Consider the following 16,857-nt stretch of genomic DNA (forward strand, 5'->3'; position numbering starts at 1 on the left):
GCTTATTACAAAAGTAACGTTTCAATGCGGTGTGCCATTACCATATTCTGTTTTTTGCTATAGCTAAAAATAGTAAAATGACCATCCTGAGAAGCCACTAAACCAATTGATTGTGGCTGATCATTAACAAACTGCGCAACAGAAAAATGCCTGGTGCCACCGAGCTGTCCGGGATATAAAATCTTATCCTCCCCACCAACAATCGGCTCAGAAAAAGCAATCTGCTCTACGGTTGGTTTTCCTTTGGCGCGACCGATTTTCGCCCCGAATGCAATAAGATCGAACTCCTCATTAATAATTGTTGCACCATCAACAGCGGTTAAACCTGCTAAATGCTCAACCTCGCGACGTATAGCACCCTGAGAAAAAATCTCGCTCTGGTTGCCATTTTGTTTCGCCAGGTTAGATAAACCGCAGAAAGGAGGCTCTACTAAATATTGTATCGGATGAATAATGGATTCTTCCCACTTCGTATCGCCCTTAGGTACAATTAACAAAGCTCCCCCACGGCCATGCGCACGCATTGAAACCGAAAACTGAATGAGAATATTGATGGGATCATTCCAGCTCGCCAAAACTGTAAGATCTAATAAGGCCTGTAAAATTGGCGGACAATCTTTGTTTGTACAGCTCCTATCGTCTACAATCCTGATCTCGCTCTCCTTTCAATACCGCAACATTGGTAAACTTACCTATGCCGTAAATCCGACGGTGTTTAATTACGATTAAGCCAGGTTCAGAAACATCTACAACAAAACAAAAGTTGGGTATATTTAAAGTTGTGCCCCAGATATAAAGTTCGCCATCTTCTTCCCAAACCCCTAAATGGATTCCAGAACGTTCAATTCCAGGGGCAATTTTAGTTAAAGTATTGGCATTTAAAGCTAGCTTTTTTGCAAAGCGCAAAGGTTTCGACGCTTGCTCGGGAGGTAAAAATGCAATCGAAATTCGTGGCGAATGCCCTTCTTCCTTGCGGAGGCTGCTCCAAAAAGCAACATCAATTATCGCTTCAATTATTTTCCTATCCGGTTGAGTAGCCAGATCTATCTCACCTTGTTCAATTGCATTTTTATGCAGCTTAACAAAATGTTGTTCAATAGTAGCCGCAATGGTGTTTGCAGCTTTATAGGTAGGCTTGTAACTCATGTTCCGAATTTAAGCCGAATATTTCGATTTTTGAATACCCTAAAGGTTTGATTTTGGTAAAAAAATACAGACAGTTTCACCACAGATCTTTACAGATAAACACAGATATTTTTGAGGTTCATTTTACCGCAAAGCACAGAGACAAGATTAAACACGAAGGTGCAAAGCACATAAAGTTTATTAAATAATTTGGGTGTATATCAATTCACTTAAATAAACTAAGGTGCTTTAAGTTTAAAAGGTTTATTGGGCAATTGGTAAACCAAATGGCAAGGAATTATTTCTGTGAACTCGAGTTTCTGTGGCAAAAAACTAAAGCACTACAAGTCAAAACCAAAAAATTAAACCTCATCTTACCGTTAATCCTTAAAAAACTCTATTTTTGTTTCAATGAGTAACAATAGTCTCTTATTAGTTGATCCGAATTTTAAAGCCGATGCATCTGCAAACTGCCATTTATTATTAAAAATAACGAATGATAGCTTCTCTTATGCAATTGTAGGTAAGGATACCGAAGAAATTAATGTTATTTTCGATAAACAAGGTTGCGATGACGTTCAGCAAGAGCTAAAATCTGCATTTGAAGCCGATAGTTACTTATCTTTACCTTATGCAGCTGTAAAAGCAGCCGTTCATACCTCAAATTTCATTTTTATTCCTGATGAATGGTTCAACGGTGAAAATTTAGCCGTTTACTCCAAATATTTAGGTACGGATGCAAAGGTGTACACTAAACATAATGACGAACTTGGCTTTAACACCATCTTTTGTTTAAACGAAAATGTGAAAGCCCATTTGCCCGAAGAAACCAACATTTTCCCACAATCAGAACCCTTGATGGTTTTATTTAACCATTTGGCTGATGAAGCTTTACTGATCGATTTTACAGCAGTATCTTTCAATGTATTGTATATAAAGGATAAAAAAGTTGTTTTCCAAAATCATTATGAATCAGAAAATGCCGAGGAATTTAATTATTTCCTTTTGTTGATGATCGAACAATTGGGTTTAACCGATACTATTCCGGTTTATTTACAAGGCATTATTAACGAAGATGATGAGCATTACAATTGCTTATTAAAATATTTCAATCAACTTTATTTCTTCCTTCCAGCCGGAAAACAGAATAGCGAACTATTGGCAGATATGCCAAAACACTATTTTAGCGGTCTGCTTGCTTTAGATTTATGCGAATAATTGGTGGCAAATTAAAGGGCATCCGTTTGCAGCCCCCTGCAAATTTACCTGTGCGCCCAACTACGGATATGGCCAAAGAAGCACTTTTCAATATCCTTAACAACAAATATGATTTCGAAACCTGTACCGTACTCGATTTGTTCTGCGGAACGGGAAATTTAACCTTCGAGTTTGCCTCACGCGGCGCAGAAAGCATTTTATCCGTTGATATGGATTATGGTTGTGTAAACTGGGTTAAAAATACAGCCAAGCAACACCAGTTTAATCAAATCGATGTTCGCAAAGGCGATGTTTTTAAGTTATTAAAACAAATGACAGGTGCTTACGACCTGATTTTTGCCGACCCACCCTATAACATGCCAAACATCCCACAAATTCCGGTAATGGTAAAAGAGCAACAACTACTTAAACCTGATAGCTTGTTGATTGTGGAACACCAAAGCAACATGAAACTGAACAGTCAGCCAGGTTATACCGAAACCAGGAAATACGGCAATTCTTCTTTTAGTTTTTTTGAGTATAGCAAGTAGCGAAGGTCCTAAGCTTAACCTAAGCCAGTATATATTATTTTCTTTTGTTTAAGGCGGTCATTCTTGTATTATGGCGGCGTTTAGCACTGCTTTTCATTGCAATCAGACTAAAAATGGGCAGCCTGCTCCAGCCGCAATGCCAAAAATCACCTTAACATTCTTAATTCCTTAATTGTTAAAACCAAAAAATTCCGTGTAAATCCGTGTTTCCGTGGCAAAAAAATTAATCCACTTTGTGTCCTTCGTGTATTGTGGTAAATAATTCCGCTATAAAATATATATTTGAATAATGAAGATAGCGCTATTTCCAGGCTCATTTGATCCGATCACTATTGCTCACGTAAATATTTTACAACGTGCAACACCACTTTTCGATAAAATTGTAGTCGGTATCGGACTAAACAGTTCTAAACAGAATTTTTTGAGTGCAGAACAGCGTCTTCAAATATTACAGACTGTTTTTAGCGGTTATCAAAATATCGAAATTCAAACTTACGAAGGTTTAACAGTAGATTTCTGTAGAAAAATTGATGCTACTTACATGGTACGCGGCATCCGTTCGGCAGCAGATTTTGAATATGAAAGAGCCATCGCACAAATTAACCAAACCATGATGCCTGAAGTAGAAACCATTCTGCTTTTAAGTAAACCCGAATATTCAGCCATCAGCTCTACAATAGTACGCGATATTTTAAGAAACCATGGCGATGTAAGTCCATTTGTACCCAAAGAAGCACTTAGTTTTTTATAGAAATCAGACTCTTTATGCTCGTTCATTTTGGCAAAACAGAGAAACTGCTCAATTTTTATGAATATGAGTTGGCAAGCTGTGATAATTGCAATGAGAAAACAGTAACCTATCGCATCATTCAGAAATATTACCAAATCAACGGGATTCCAATCCTTCCTGCCGAAAAATACACATCAATGAGTTGCGATAGCTGCAACTTTAGCAACAATAACGTTATAAGTGAGAACGCTAAAGTGTATGAAAAGCTTTCAAAAACCCCATTGTACCTGTACACAGGCGCTGCAATTTTAATCGGCACTTTTTTATTCCTGATCATTGGCGCTATTTATACAGCAATTATTAAATAATCTGTAACAATACTTATTTAAGTTGTAGCCAAACGTTACGGCAGAGGATTCATTTAATTTTATTTCAATAAATCTGTAACGTTTTAATCAATCCGTTACCAATGGGTTATCATATTAAATGAAAGAAACAGAAAACATATTTCTCAACCTGATTAATCAACACAAAGCGATTATACATAAAATTTCGAAAATGTATATGAACGGTGTTGAAGAACAACGTGATCTGTTTCAGGAAATCGTATTACAACTTTGGAAAGCCTATCCTACTTTTAAGGGTAACGCTAAATTTACCACTTGGATGTACCGCGTATGCTTAAATACGGCATTGATTTATTTTAAAAAGGATAAGAAAAAGATTGATAAAATACATTTAGACGAAAATATTGACATCATAGATGTAAACGACAGCGAAGGTAAAGAGGAGAAATTAGCCTATCTGTATACTGCAGTTCAAGAGTTAAATATGATCGAAAAGGCATTGATATTTCTTTTTCTCGAAAATCAATCCCATCGTGAAATTGCTGAAAACCTTGGCATCAGCGAAGTAAATGCAAGGGTTAAGCTAAACAGAACAAAAGAAAAATTACAATTCATTATAAAGAAAAACGGTTATGAATTTTGACGATATCAAAAACGAATGGAATGCTGGAAATCCTGAAGGGAACAACATTTCTAAAGATATGTTACAAATAAAACAGGCACATACTCCAATTGATAGGATTAGGAGAAAGATGAAACATGAGTTTTTTTACCAGGTTATTGCTTTGGTTATCATGGCTTTCATTCCTTATCTTTTTAACTTTTCAGAAACGATGGTTCAGGTATTTTTAATGTTTTATGCCATTACCTGTGGTTTTACAGCATATTACTTTCTTAAATTTTACCGCTTTTATAAAAATTCTTACGATATGAGCCTGGATACACGCAAAAATATCCTGTGGTTTTACTATGAAATGAAATTGAATGTAGAACTTTATAAAGCCCTAACATACATTATCGCCTTTATTGGGGTCGCATTGATAGCGGTATATCTGTTTATTGAAAAAGCTTCAATATTCATTAGGATTTTAAGCAAATTATCATCTGTTTATATTCTATTAAACTGCTTTGTTTCCATTTTAATTATTGGTGCAATTACCGAACTGTGGGCCTGGTATTATTACGGAAAACATTTAAAACACTTAAAAAAAATAGTTGATGAACTAGATTATGAGTAATGTACCTCTAAGATTTTAATAATAATTTCTGTCAAATCGTCATTGCTAGAAGGCTTTTTCAGCCGACGAAGCAATATTTATGGCAAGGATCACTAATGTGAAAGATTGCTTTCCTGGTTACTCCTCACCATGACCACCTTTCTAAAAGATCTATAAATGCGGATATAAATATCTTAAAAAGTTTCAACAAGTTTAATCTGGCAAAGTTAAGGTGATTTCCACCTGCTAAAAATAATTTCAGCAATACAATCTGTGCGAAGGAATAATTACAAGATCCCCCCGGCCCTTAACACATCCATTATTGATGGAAAAGTATTTTTAACTACCGGAGAAATGTGGTTTTTATCTAACCATACGGCTTCATCAATTCCCTCTTCCTTTTGTGGTATCAAATTAGGTTCACCTTTAACCTTCATTTTATACCAATTTGTTTTTTTAATTACCATTTTCGAACCGATTGGATAAACATGGTAAGTTTTACAAAGCTTTTCTTCCCGTTTAAAAACCCTGATCCCGCATTCTTCCTCTACTTCGCGAACAGCGGTTTCTTTCATTTTTTCACCTTCTTCCAACTTGCCTTTCGGCAAATCCCATTTTTTGTTCCTGAAAATAAAGAGGTAATTTCCGTTTGCACTTTCTACCAAACCACCCGCAGCTTTTATGATTGTGCAATCTTTTTTCAATTTTTTAAACGTTTCCTTAGGATTCTTTGTTAAAAAAATATAGCTTTTTTTTGACCCGTTCTTTAGTTTTTTGTAGAACATCTGCAAATCAAAATCCTGAAATTCAAGTTGTTGAATTTTCTCTTTTTGTTCGGGCAGAAAATCTGAGATAAATAAAGTGTTATCGTTAATATAAATTCTATAATTTCTCGGCATATATTTTTAAAAAGACATTAAAACGCGCTAAACTCAAATCAAATAATTCAATTGTATCATTCCAACACGAATAAATCTGAATGTTTGATTCCCCTAAAGTAGAAAAATTGTTGAGTTATTTACATGGTAAAAAAAAAGGTTACAACAATTAATGTTGTAACCTTATCTAAATTAACGCTCTCAATCAAAGATTGATGCAAGGCTCTCACCCCTTGCTTGGTACAAATATATAAATATTTTCTTGAAGAAGAAATGTATTTCAAAAATGTTATTGTTTAACTGCTCAATATTTATAATCAGTTGGAAAAGAATGGTGAATAATTCACTCAACGACAAATATTTTCATAATTTTAACCTTTTAATCTGCCATGCCAATACCTTCACTATCCGAAACAGATCTGGAAGCATACCAGATTGATCTTTCAAACCCAGAAAAATCAACAGGAGAACTCTTTATCAAATTAAATGGGCTTTATCAGCGGTTTGCTGGCAATGAACAGTTGTTGGCAAATTTTGAGTATGCTTCAGCACTCAATAGTCTGGAAAACGATTACAGCTCCAAAAAAGAGCATTACAACAAAGAAATTGCCGAGCTTAAACGACAGTTTAAACAATTGGATAACCGCATTATTGCCGCAGAACAGAAGTTACGCCATGGCATTCCGGAAGATTTGATGGTGATGGACAAAATTATTGCTGAGCAGGAATCGATAGTAAAAGACCAGGAAAAACTCAACAATGCGGAATCGTTTATTGTGGAGCAGGTGCGCAAAATCGACATAGCACATGGAAAGGATTTGCAGAAACTGGAGCAACAACAAAATAACCGCAATACTCCTTTTCAAAGTAAGTTTTCTGCCTTTAATGAACAGATGAAACTTGCAGAAAAACGCATCACCTTAAAGGTAAGTGCATTTTCGTTAATTGCCATTATTGGTATTCCATTGGTTATAGATGCCATTTTCAGTTCGATCGGGATGCCTGCCCTTGGCAAAAACACCAATAACCTGATATTAACACATTATATTTTTTTAATCAGCCTGATCCTTGTTGAAATATTTATGGCAGATAAAATAAGAAGCCGCATTTCGCGCATGCTATCCATCTCCTACCTTAAAGATTCGGTAAGCACACTTCAGAATTTACTGGCCGAAAACAGGAAACAGATTTTTAAAGTAGAATCTGATCATCACATTACGATAGCTGAATTTATAAAGCAGAACGCTGCAGAGTAGATCGTTTTATAAAAAAATAGGGATTTAAAATCAGCTGATGCTGTTCCAAATCCCTATTAAAATACTAAGTTATAGCTATAAAGTAGCCATATCAATTACAAAGCGGTAACGAACATCTCCTTTTTCCATGCGTTCATAAGCATGGTGAATGTCTTTCATATCGATCATTTCGATATCAGAAACAATATTGTTTTCAGCACAAAAATCTAACATTTCCTGAGTTTCAGCAATTCCTCCGATCCCCGATCCTGCAAGACTTTTTCTACCGCCCAATAAACTAAAAGCGGCAATTTCTGCTGGTTTTGGCGGTACACCCACACAGATATGTGTACCATTTGTTCTTAATAAAGAAAGGTACATGTTAAAATCGTGCTCTGCAGATACTGTATCCAAAATAAAATCGAAAGTACCTTTCGCAGCTTTAACCTGTTCAGGATCGGTAGTTACCACAAAATGATGTGCACCAAGCTTTTTAGCATCCTCTTCTTTTTTAGGTGAAGTACTCAATACAGTTACCTCAGCTCCAAATGCTACGCCAAATTTTACTGCCATATGGCCCAAACCACCTAAACCAAGTACGGCAAGCTTATGGCCTTTTCCTACTTTCCAGTGTCTTAACGGAGAGTAAGTAGTAATACCAGCACATAAAAGCGGTGCTACAGCAGCAAGATTTAATTTATCAGAAACATGAAGTACAAATTCTTCACGCACTACGATCGAATCAGAATATCCACCATAAGTAGGCGTTTTACCATCTCTCTCCAAACCGTTATATGTCTGCGTATTGCCTTCTAAACAGTATTGTTCTAAATCCTGCTTACAGTTTTCGCAAACCTGGCAAGAATCTACCATACAACCTGTACCGGCAAGATCACCTACTTTGAATTTTTTAACATGATCTCCAACTTTAATAACCCTGCCTACAATTTCATGTCCGGGAACCATCGGGAATATCCCAGGAAACCAGTCATTTTTAATCTGATGCAGATCTGAGTGACAAACGCCACAGAAAAGTATTTCAAATTGAACATCATGAGGACCTACTTCCCGGCGCTCAAAATTCCAGGGTGCAAGATCTGTTCCGGCATTTTGTGCCGCATATCCTTTTGTTGCTATCATAAAAATTTAATTTATTTAACCATAACAAATGTAATCAGCCCTTTGTTAGGAACGATTACACAAATCAAATAATTCATTGCAAAATTCAAACAACAGTATGGTATAAGTATGTTATTAAAGAGAACTAGATCAAAATATATCAAGAGAACAAGCCATGTGTAATTTCTTTTATAGCATCATCTGCGTAAAAAAAGATTGTAAACATCCCTTGGTCTTGGGTGATCACTAAAATATCTTCGCGTTTAATATGGTTCTCGTTGAGAAAAAGCGTAAGGCGTTCGTGCGAACTAAAATAATCTGATTTTAAAACTATCATAAATTAGTGATATCTCTTAAGACAGATCGGATTATTCATTGTTACAAACGGTACAATATGATAAATACAATATAATCTTTAGTGTTTTCAACACTTACAATTCTTTATCCTCTTGATTTACAAGGAGTGGCAAGAAATAGCTTTTAGCATCCATCAGAATTTCCGATATTTGAAACATTTGAATGTTGAAATCGAATTATTTTCTACATTTTTTTTATGCCCTTTAAAACATTGGGGTTTAATAAACGTTATGACAAACACAAATAAATCTGTAATTTTGAACCATGTATAATAAAAGTGATATTGAATTAAAGGTAGCGGAATTTTTATTACAGATAAAAGCAATCAAATTACAACCAAATAACCCTTTTACATGGGCTTCGGGTTGGAAATCGCCAATTTATTGCGATAACAGAATTACCCTTTCTCATCCTCAGGTTAGAACATACATCCGCCAAAAACTGGCACAGGCCATTCAGGAAGAATTCGGTTCGGTTGATGTAATTGCAGGTGTTGCAACCGCTGGAATTCCTCAGGGCGTTTTGGTGGCTCAGGAACTGGGTTTACCTTTTATCTATGTTAGAGCAAAAGCTAAAGAGCACGGTACCGGAAGTTTAATTGAAGGTGAAGTTGTAGAAGGCCAACGCGTGGTGGTTATTGAAGATTTAATTTCTACAGGTAAAAGCAGTTTACAAGCTGTTGAAGCTTTAAGAGCCGCTGGTTTATCTGTAGCCGGTTTAGCTGCAATTTTCACTTACGGTTTCGAAAAAGCAGACGAAAATTTTGCAGCTGCAAAATGCCGTTACTTAACTTTATCAAATTATGGTGCCTTAATCGATTATGCTGCAGAGCACAGCATTATTGCTAAAAACGACATGGAATTATTAGGCAAATGGCGCTTAAATCCTTCAGAATGGGGCCAGGGTCAGACTTTAAGTTCCGAGTCTTAAGTAAAACAAATCTATAAAAATATATAATGACTGTTATTGAAAGCACAGTAGAAGTTAATAAACCGGTTTCAGAGGTTTATACTTTCCTATCCAATATGAACAATCATCAGCAATTGATGCCAGAAAACATTTACAACTGGGAATCTACTGAAGATGATGCACGTTTTACCATTCAGAATATGGCAAAATTGGCCATAAAAATTGCTAACCGGGTAGAAAATGAAGAAATAACAGCAATTCCGAGCGAAAAAGCACCTTTCGATGTTGAATTAAAATGGACAGTTGCCGATAATGGAAATGGAACCACTACAGCAAAACACATCATTTCTGCAGATTTAAATATGATGATGAAAATGTTGGCCTCTGGCCCTTTACAAAAACTTGCTGATCATCAAACAGAAAAACTGAAAGAAATTTTAGGCTAAACATTGGTTCTCAGATTTAACTGAATGCATAGATATTGAAGACGAGTAAAAGCTCGTCTTTTTTTATGCGTAAAAATTCCATTGCTGTTCTTTTATCCGCATATTATTTTAATACCTTAGTTTTTGAATAACCTTTAAACTATGAACCTCAGATTTCTACAGGTAACTGCCTTAGTATTTGCCCTTATCCCTGTTTCACAAACATTTGCACAAACATCACTCACCGCATTAAAAACCGAATATTTGGTTAATCCCATCGGTTTGGATAATCCCAATCCACGTTTTACCTGGCAAATGAATGACACCAGCCGGGGTGCAAGGCAAACTGCCTATCGTATTCTGGTTGATACCGATTCTATTTCGCTTGTTAAAGCTGGCGGCAAACTTTGGAATACCGGTTGGGTAACTTCAGATAAAAATCTTGTTGTTTATTCGGGTCAATTACTAAAACCTTTTACTAAATATTATTGGAGGATTGATATAGCCGATGGAAACAAAAAGAAATCCAATAAAATAGCGATTGCCAGTTTTGAAACTGGCATGATGAAAATGGAAAACTGGCAAGGGGCATGGATCTCGGATACCGAAAACACCAGGCTTAAACCAGCCCCCTATTTTAGAAATACCTTTACCGCTACAAAAAAAATAAAATCGGCAAGGGCTTATATCGCAGCAGGCGGACTTTACGAGCTATCGATCAACGGCAATAAAATTGGCAACCACCGTATGGATCCTATGTATACCCGTTACGATAGGAGAACATTGTACGTTACTTATGATGTAACAAATGCCATAAAATCTGGTAAAAATGCCATTGGGGTATTATTAGGAAATGGATGGTACAACCATCAATCAACCGCTGTATGGTATTTTGACCGTGCCCCATGGCGCAACAGGCCTGCTTTTTGCCTCGATATACGCATTAGCTATGAAGATGGCACAACTGAAACCATTAAATCAGGCAAAGATTGGAAAACAGCACTCAGTCCGATTGTTTTTAACAGCATTTATACAGCCGAACATTACGACGCACGTTTAGAAAAATTAGGCTGGAATACGCCTGATTTTGATGATAAAGATTGGAAAGAAGTGATGTACCGCTCTGCCCCATCGAAAAATATTGTTGCACAGGCATTACACCCCATTCGAAATGTAGAAGAAATAGCCAGTAAAAGTTTAAGAAAGTTTAATGATACCACGTATCTTTTCGATTTGGGCAGAAATATTTCCGGAGTGAGTAAAATTACCGTAAATGGCCCGGCAGGAACTACAATAAAACTAAAACATGGCGAACGTTTATACCCCAACGGGCATGTAGATATTTCAAATATTGACGCTCATTACCGCCCCATCGATAATACAGATCCCTTTCAAACCGATATTTTGATTTTAAACGGAAAGGGTAAACAAAGTTTTATGCCGCATTTTAATTACAAGGGTTTTCAATATGTAGAAGTAACCAGTTCAGCTCCTATCGAATTAAAAAAAGAAGATTTAGTGGGTTATTTTATGCACAGCGATGTGCCGGTTGCTGGCGATGTTAAATCTTCTGAGCCGATTATTAACAAAATCTATTACGCCACCAACAATTCATACCTATCTAACCTTTTTGGCTACCCAACCGATTGCCCACAGAGAGAGAAAAACGGCTGGACTGGCGACGCACAAATTGCCATAGAAACCGGACTATATGGCTTTGATGGCATCACCATTTATGAAAAATGGCTTGCCGATCACCGTGATGAACAACAGCCAAATGGTGTTTTACCATCTATTATTCCAACTGATGGCTGGGGTTACGAATGGGGTAATGGCCCCGACTGGACAAGCACAATTGCCATTATACCATGGAATGTTTACCTGTTTTATGGCGATAAAAAATTACTTGCCGACTGTTACGAAAACATCAGAAAATATGTAAACCATATCGACGAAACCTATCCTACTGGCTTAACCACTTGGGGGTTGGGCGATTGGATTCCGGTAAAATCTAAATCCCCTGTCGAACTTACCTCTACCTGTTATTACTATGCTGATGTGGTTATTTTGGCTAAAGCAGCTAAAATTTTAGGCAAAAACGATGATTATGAAAAATACATGGCATTGGCCAAAAAAATTAAAGACGCCTTTAACACCAAATATTTAAATAAAGAAAAAGGAATTTATGCTTCCGGTGTGCAAACTGAGATGAGTGTGCCGCTTTATTGGAAAATCGTTCCAGAAGAATCAGTTGCTTTAGTTGCAGAAAATTTAGCTAAACGCGTAGAAGCCGATGGGTTTCATTTAGATGTTGGTTTATTGGGCACTAAAGCCATTTTAAATGCTTTGAGCGAAAACGGACGCAGCGATGTTGCCTACAAGGTTGCCGCTCAAAAAACATATCCAAGCTGGGGATGGTGGATGGAAAACGGAGCCACAACATTGTATGAAAACTGGCCAATTGATGCAAAATCGGATATCTCGATGAACCACATTATGTTTGGAGAAATTGGTGCCTGGTTATACAAATCACCAGGAGGAATTAAACCCGACGAAAAAGAGCCAGGCTTTAAACATATAATTTTGAGCCCACACGTTATGGAAGGATTAAACGCTTTCGAAGCCAGCCATATTGGTCCTTATGGTAAAATTATCAGTTCGTGGAAGCGGATTAATAATGGAATTAGATACGATATCACTATCCCTGCTAATTCTACAGCCACAATTAATCTGCCACTTACCCGTGGCATGAGTAACTATATAAATGGTAAGCCAAGCAATACCGGAAAAATAGATTTAGCCGCAGGGAAATATATAATAGAACAAAAAGCAGGTAAATAATCCAGACCTCGCAGGTTTTTGAAACCTGCGAGGTCTAAATCTACGAATCAGTTGGCAGTTTATAGTTTTCAGTTTGAGTTTTTTGATCAAACAACCATTATAATAGGTCATGAAACGAGTTCAGGAAGACCGCAAAGAGAAAATACCCGGTGGTTTTACAAGAATGTATTAATTTGTTCACTTTTCCTTACTTAAATCCGTCCTGCTGAACTTGTTTCAGCATATTTGTAAAAGTAATTTCATTGATTTTATTTTGGAAATCAGGTTCCTGCACATTTAGGTTACGGTAGTCCTGCCATCTCTCCAAGTCCTCGCCCGATGGAAAATCGGGCTCCGGGCTTTCCGTTCTATCAGGTTTAATCAGCAATTTCAGTGCTTTTTGGCAACAATTTCTCACCACGGGATAGATACTGAGCTAAATACCGCGTTAGGGATTGTAAGGGTTCAGTGCCGATCCTTCATCGGTACCGGAGCGAAGCGCAGCCCTGCAAAGCCCGCCCCTTTCCCGATTTTTCATCGGGATGGGGAACGCCCAAATCAATTAGCAGTTTATAGTTTTCAGTTGGCAGTTTATAGTTTTCATTTTAAGTTTTTTGATCAAACAACCATGATAAAAGATCCTGAAACGAGTTCAGGAAGACGCAAAGAGAAAATACCCGGTAATTTTACAAGGATGTACTAATTTATTCACTTTTATTTCCTTACCTAAATCCGTCCTGCTGAACTTGTTTCAGCATCTTTGTAAAAAGTAATTTCATTGATTTTATTTTGGAAATCATGTTCCTGTACATTTAGGTTACGGTAGTCCTGCTATCTCTCCAAGTCTTCGCCCGATGGAAAAATCGGTCTTCGGGCTTTCCGTTCTATCAGGTTTAATCAGCAATTTCAGTGCTTTTTGGCAACAATTTCCCACCTCGGGATAGATACCGAGCTAAATACCGCGTTAGGGATTGTAAGGGTTCAGTGCCGATCCTTCATCGGTACCGGAGCGAAGCGCAGCCCTGTAAAGCCCGCCCCTTTCCCGATTTTTCATCGGGATGGGGAACGCCCAAATCAATTAGCAGTTTATTATGTTCAGTTGGCAATTTATAGTTTTCAATTGGCAGTTTTCAGTTGGCAGTTTGAGTTTTCAGTTGCAATTAATTAATTGACACTTCCCAGTCATCAATAAAACTAATAATCAAACCATGCACGACAAATTTTCAGCATAAAACACTAATTATCAGTAAATTAGTCATAAAAAATTTAAACTTACAGACAAAATTTCCGATTTAAAAATCTAAATCAATATGGCATTTGTTTTGACTTAAAAGCAAATATGAACTTCAACAATTTTACCATAAAAGCCCAGGAAGCAGTTCAACAGGCTTCTGAAATAGCCCAAGGCAATCAGCAACAGGCTATTGAAACGGCACACCTGCTTAAAGGTTTGCTTACTGTTGATGAAAACGTGGTTTCTTATGTTTTAAAGAAATTGAACGTTAACCTTAATTCCTTAAATCAAAATCTTGATGCGGAGATTGCCAAATTCCCTAAAGTGAGTGGAAGCAATGTCTATCTGTCATCAAATGCCAATAGCGTTTTACAGAAAGCGCAAACGTTTTTAAAAGAATTTAAAGATGAATTTGTTTCAGTAGAACACCTGTTATTGGGTATTCTTACCGTTAATGATAGCACTTCCAAGTTATTAAAAGAGCAAGGTGTTAACGAAAAAGACCTTAAGAAAGCCATTGTAGAATTGCGTGGCGATAACCGCGTAACCGATCAGAATGCCGAAGCTACTTACCAGGCTTTAAGCAAATATGCCAGGAATTTAAACGAATATGCAGAAAGCGGAAAACTCGATCCCGTTATCGGTCGTGATGAAGAAATCCGCCGCGTAATCCAGATATTATCCCGTAGAACCAAAAACAACCCGATTTTAATCGGTGAACCAGGTGTAGGTAAAACCGCCATTGCCGAAGGGATTGCTTTTAGAATTATTAAAGGAGATGTGCCTGAAAATTTAAAAAGCAAAGTGGTTTATTCACTAGATATGGGCTCACTTATTGCCGGTGCAAAATACAAAGGCGAGTTTGAAGAACGTTTAAAAGCTGTTGTTAAAGAGGTTACCCAAAGTGATGGCGACATTATTTTGTTTATTGATGAGATACACACTTTAGTAGGCGCTGGTGGTGGCGAAGGCGCAATGGATGCCGCAAACATTTTAAAACCTGCCCTTGCCCGCGGAGAATTACGTGCCATTGGTGCAACAACTTTAGACGAATACCAAAAATATTTAGAAAAAGATAAAGCATTGGAGCGTCGTTTCCAAAAAGTGATGGTGGAAGAACCAGATACCCAGGATGCAATTTCTATCCTTCGTGGATTAAAAGAGCGTTACGAAACACACCATAAGGTAAGAATTAAAGATGAAGCAATTATTGCAGCTGTAGAAATGAGTCAGCGCTACATTTCAGACCGTTTTTTACCCGATAAGGCCATTGATTTAATGGACGAGGCAGCATCAAAATTGCGCATGGAAATGGACAGTGTGCCAGAGGCATGTGGATGCTTTAGACCGCGAGATTATGCGTTTGGAAATTGAACGTGAAGCCATTAAACGCGAAAAAGACGATAGAAAAGTTAAAGAGCTATCAGAAGAAATTGCAAATTTATCAGCAGAGCGCGATGAATTTAAAGCAAAATGGCAAGGCGAAAAAGATTTGGTAGATGCTGTAAATACGCACTTAGAGCAGATAGAACACTATAAATTAGAAGCCGAACAGGCAGAACGTGCCGGAGATTATGGTAAAGTTGCCGAAATCCGTTACGGAAAAATTAAAGAGGCACAAGATAAAGTTGAAAAACTTAAAGCCGATTTAGAAAGTCAGCAAACGGATAGCCGAATGCTTAAAGAGGAAGTTACTGCCGATGATATTGCTGGTGTTGTAGGTAGATGGACAGGCATACCAGTTACAAAACTTATTGCAAGTGAACGGGAAAAACTGCTCCATTTAGAACAAGAGTTACACCAACGCGTAGCCGGGCAAGATGAGGCCATCGAAGCCATTTCTGATGCCATCCGCCGTTCTCGTGCAGGTTTACAGGATAAACGTAAACCAATTGGTTCTTTCATTTTCTTAGGTACAACAGGTGTAGGTAAAACGGAATTGGCAAAAGCATTGGCCGAATTTTTATTCAACGATGAAAATGCCCTCACCCGGATTGATATGAGTGAATACCAGGAACGCCATGCCGTGTCGCGTTTAATCGGAGCGCCTCCAGGCTATGTTGGCTACGATGAAGGTGGACAGTTAACCGAAGCAGTTAGACGCAAACCTTATTCGGTTGTATTGCTTGATGAGATTGAAAAAGCACACCCAGATGTATTTAACATCCTGTTACAGGTATTGGATGATGGCCGTTTAACTGATAATAAAGGTAGAACAGTGAATTTTAAAAATACGATCATTATCATGACCTCTAACATTGGTGCGCATTTAATTCAGGATAATTTTAAAGATTTAAGTGACGAAAACCGCGATGAGGTAATTGCTAAAACCAAAAATGAATTGTTCGAGGTGTTGAAACAGACCATCCGCCCGGAGTTTTTAAACAGGATTGATGAGCTGATTATGTTTACCCCTTTAAACCGCAGCGAAATTAGAAATATTGTAAGCTTACAGTTTAAACAGGTACAACAAACCCTGGCCGAAATGGGTATAGAAATGGATGCCAGTGATGAAGCTTTAGATTGGTTGGCACAATTGGGTTACGATCCTCAGTTTGGTGCCAGACCGTTAAAAAGGGTCATTCAAAAAAGAATCTTAAATGAGCTGTCGAAAGAGATCTTGGCAGGAAAGATCGATAAAGACAGTAAAATTAAGCTGGATATGTTCGATCATAATTTTGTGTTCCTGAACCAAAATGCTGGTTAATATATA

General features: G+C 37.3%; 14 protein-coding genes and 1 pseudogene. 11 read left to right on the forward strand and 4 right to left on the reverse strand.

Annotated elements, in window-relative coordinates:
* Window positions 1-5: 5 nt before the first annotated feature.
* On the reverse strand, window positions 6-575 hold the full coding sequence (locus tag AC0IWE_RS05210; protein ID WP_471792214.1) for a hypothetical protein: 570 nt from the start codon (window positions 573-575) through the stop codon (window positions 6-8).
* A 58-nt stretch (window positions 576-633) separates the two neighbouring features.
* Window positions 634-1,146, reverse strand: coding sequence for a putative sensor domain DACNV-containing protein (locus AC0IWE_RS05215; protein ID WP_471792215.1), 513 nt, complete (start codon window positions 1,144-1,146; stop codon window positions 634-636).
* Between the two features lie 390 nt (window positions 1,147-1,536).
* Here AC0IWE_RS05215 and AC0IWE_RS05220 point away from each other — a divergent pair, with 390 nt between their 5' ends.
* The 6 genes from AC0IWE_RS05220 (at window position 1,537) to AC0IWE_RS05245 (ending at window position 5,188) form a co-directional block, all read left to right on the forward strand.
* The gene (locus AC0IWE_RS05220; protein ID WP_471792216.1) at window positions 1,537-2,343 is read left to right on the forward strand and encodes a DUF3822 family protein; all 807 of its coding nucleotides are present in this window, start codon (window positions 1,537-1,539) and stop codon (window positions 2,341-2,343) included.
* Window positions 2,334-2,873 carry a 16S rRNA (guanine(966)-N(2))-methyltransferase RsmD gene (rsmD, locus tag AC0IWE_RS05225; RefSeq protein WP_471792217.1) on the forward strand — a complete coding sequence of 180 codons (540 nt, stop codon included), beginning with the start codon at window positions 2,334-2,336 and terminating at the stop codon, window positions 2,871-2,873. The genes AC0IWE_RS05220 and rsmD overlap by 10 nt, the downstream gene beginning before the upstream one ends.
* A 289-nt stretch (window positions 2,874-3,162) precedes the next feature.
* Window positions 3,163-3,624, forward strand: coding sequence for a pantetheine-phosphate adenylyltransferase (gene coaD, locus AC0IWE_RS05230; RefSeq protein ID WP_055905751.1), 462 nt, complete (start codon window positions 3,163-3,165; stop codon window positions 3,622-3,624).
* A gap of 14 nt (window positions 3,625-3,638) precedes the next feature.
* The gene (locus AC0IWE_RS05235; protein ID WP_471792218.1) at window positions 3,639-3,971 is read left to right on the forward strand and encodes a hypothetical protein; all 333 of its coding nucleotides are present in this window, start codon (window positions 3,639-3,641) and stop codon (window positions 3,969-3,971) included.
* A 118-nt stretch (window positions 3,972-4,089) separates the two neighbouring features.
* The gene (locus AC0IWE_RS05240; protein WP_471792219.1) at window positions 4,090-4,593 is read left to right on the forward strand and encodes a sigma-70 family RNA polymerase sigma factor; all 504 of its coding nucleotides are present in this window, start codon (window positions 4,090-4,092) and stop codon (window positions 4,591-4,593) included.
* Window positions 4,583-5,188, forward strand: a complete 606-nt coding sequence (locus AC0IWE_RS05245) for a hypothetical protein (RefSeq protein WP_471792220.1) — start codon at window positions 4,583-4,585, stop codon at window positions 5,186-5,188. Before AC0IWE_RS05240 ends, AC0IWE_RS05245 begins: the two co-directional genes overlap by 11 nt.
* 266 nt (window positions 5,189-5,454) lie before the next feature.
* Here the strand turns inward: AC0IWE_RS05245 and AC0IWE_RS05250 are convergent, their stop codons facing one another.
* Window positions 5,455-5,871 (reverse strand): NUDIX hydrolase, encoded by a 417-nt coding sequence (locus tag AC0IWE_RS05250; protein ID WP_235526018.1) that lies wholly within the window; start codon window positions 5,869-5,871, stop codon window positions 5,455-5,457.
* A gap of 563 nt (window positions 5,872-6,434) precedes the next feature.
* On the opposite strand from AC0IWE_RS05250, the gene AC0IWE_RS05255 reads away from it, so the two are divergent.
* Window positions 6,435-7,301 carry a hypothetical protein gene (locus AC0IWE_RS05255; protein WP_471792221.1) on the forward strand — a complete coding sequence of 289 codons (867 nt, stop codon included), beginning with the start codon at window positions 6,435-6,437 and terminating at the stop codon, window positions 7,299-7,301.
* 75 nt (window positions 7,302-7,376) lie between these two features.
* Here the strand turns inward: AC0IWE_RS05255 and AC0IWE_RS05260 are convergent, their stop codons facing one another.
* A complete protein-coding gene (locus tag AC0IWE_RS05260) occupies window positions 7,377-8,420 on the reverse strand; it encodes an NAD(P)-dependent alcohol dehydrogenase (RefSeq protein WP_471792222.1) in 1,044 nt (347 codons plus the stop codon).
* 600 nt (window positions 8,421-9,020) lie between these two features.
* Here AC0IWE_RS05260 and pyrE point away from each other — a divergent pair.
* From pyrE to clpB, 4 genes and pseudogenes are all read left to right on the forward strand, one after another.
* Window positions 9,021-9,686, forward strand: coding sequence for an orotate phosphoribosyltransferase (gene pyrE, locus AC0IWE_RS05265; RefSeq protein WP_471792223.1), 666 nt, complete (start codon window positions 9,021-9,023; stop codon window positions 9,684-9,686).
* Between the two features lie 26 nt (window positions 9,687-9,712).
* Window positions 9,713-10,111: an SRPBCC family protein gene (locus AC0IWE_RS05270; RefSeq protein ID WP_471792224.1), complete on the forward strand. Its 399-nt coding sequence runs from the start codon at window positions 9,713-9,715 to the stop codon at window positions 10,109-10,111.
* Window positions 10,112-10,252: 141 nt separating this feature from the next.
* Window positions 10,253-12,931, forward strand: a complete 2,679-nt coding sequence (locus AC0IWE_RS05275) for an alpha-L-rhamnosidase (protein WP_471792225.1) — start codon at window positions 10,253-10,255, stop codon at window positions 12,929-12,931.
* A 1,318-nt stretch (window positions 12,932-14,249) separates the two neighbouring features.
* Window positions 14,250-16,851 (forward strand): annotated as a pseudogene (gene clpB, locus AC0IWE_RS05280) (ATP-dependent chaperone ClpB).
* Window positions 16,852-16,857 lie beyond the last annotated feature (6 nt).

The organism is Pedobacter sp. AC402 (genome assembly GCF_979252805.1).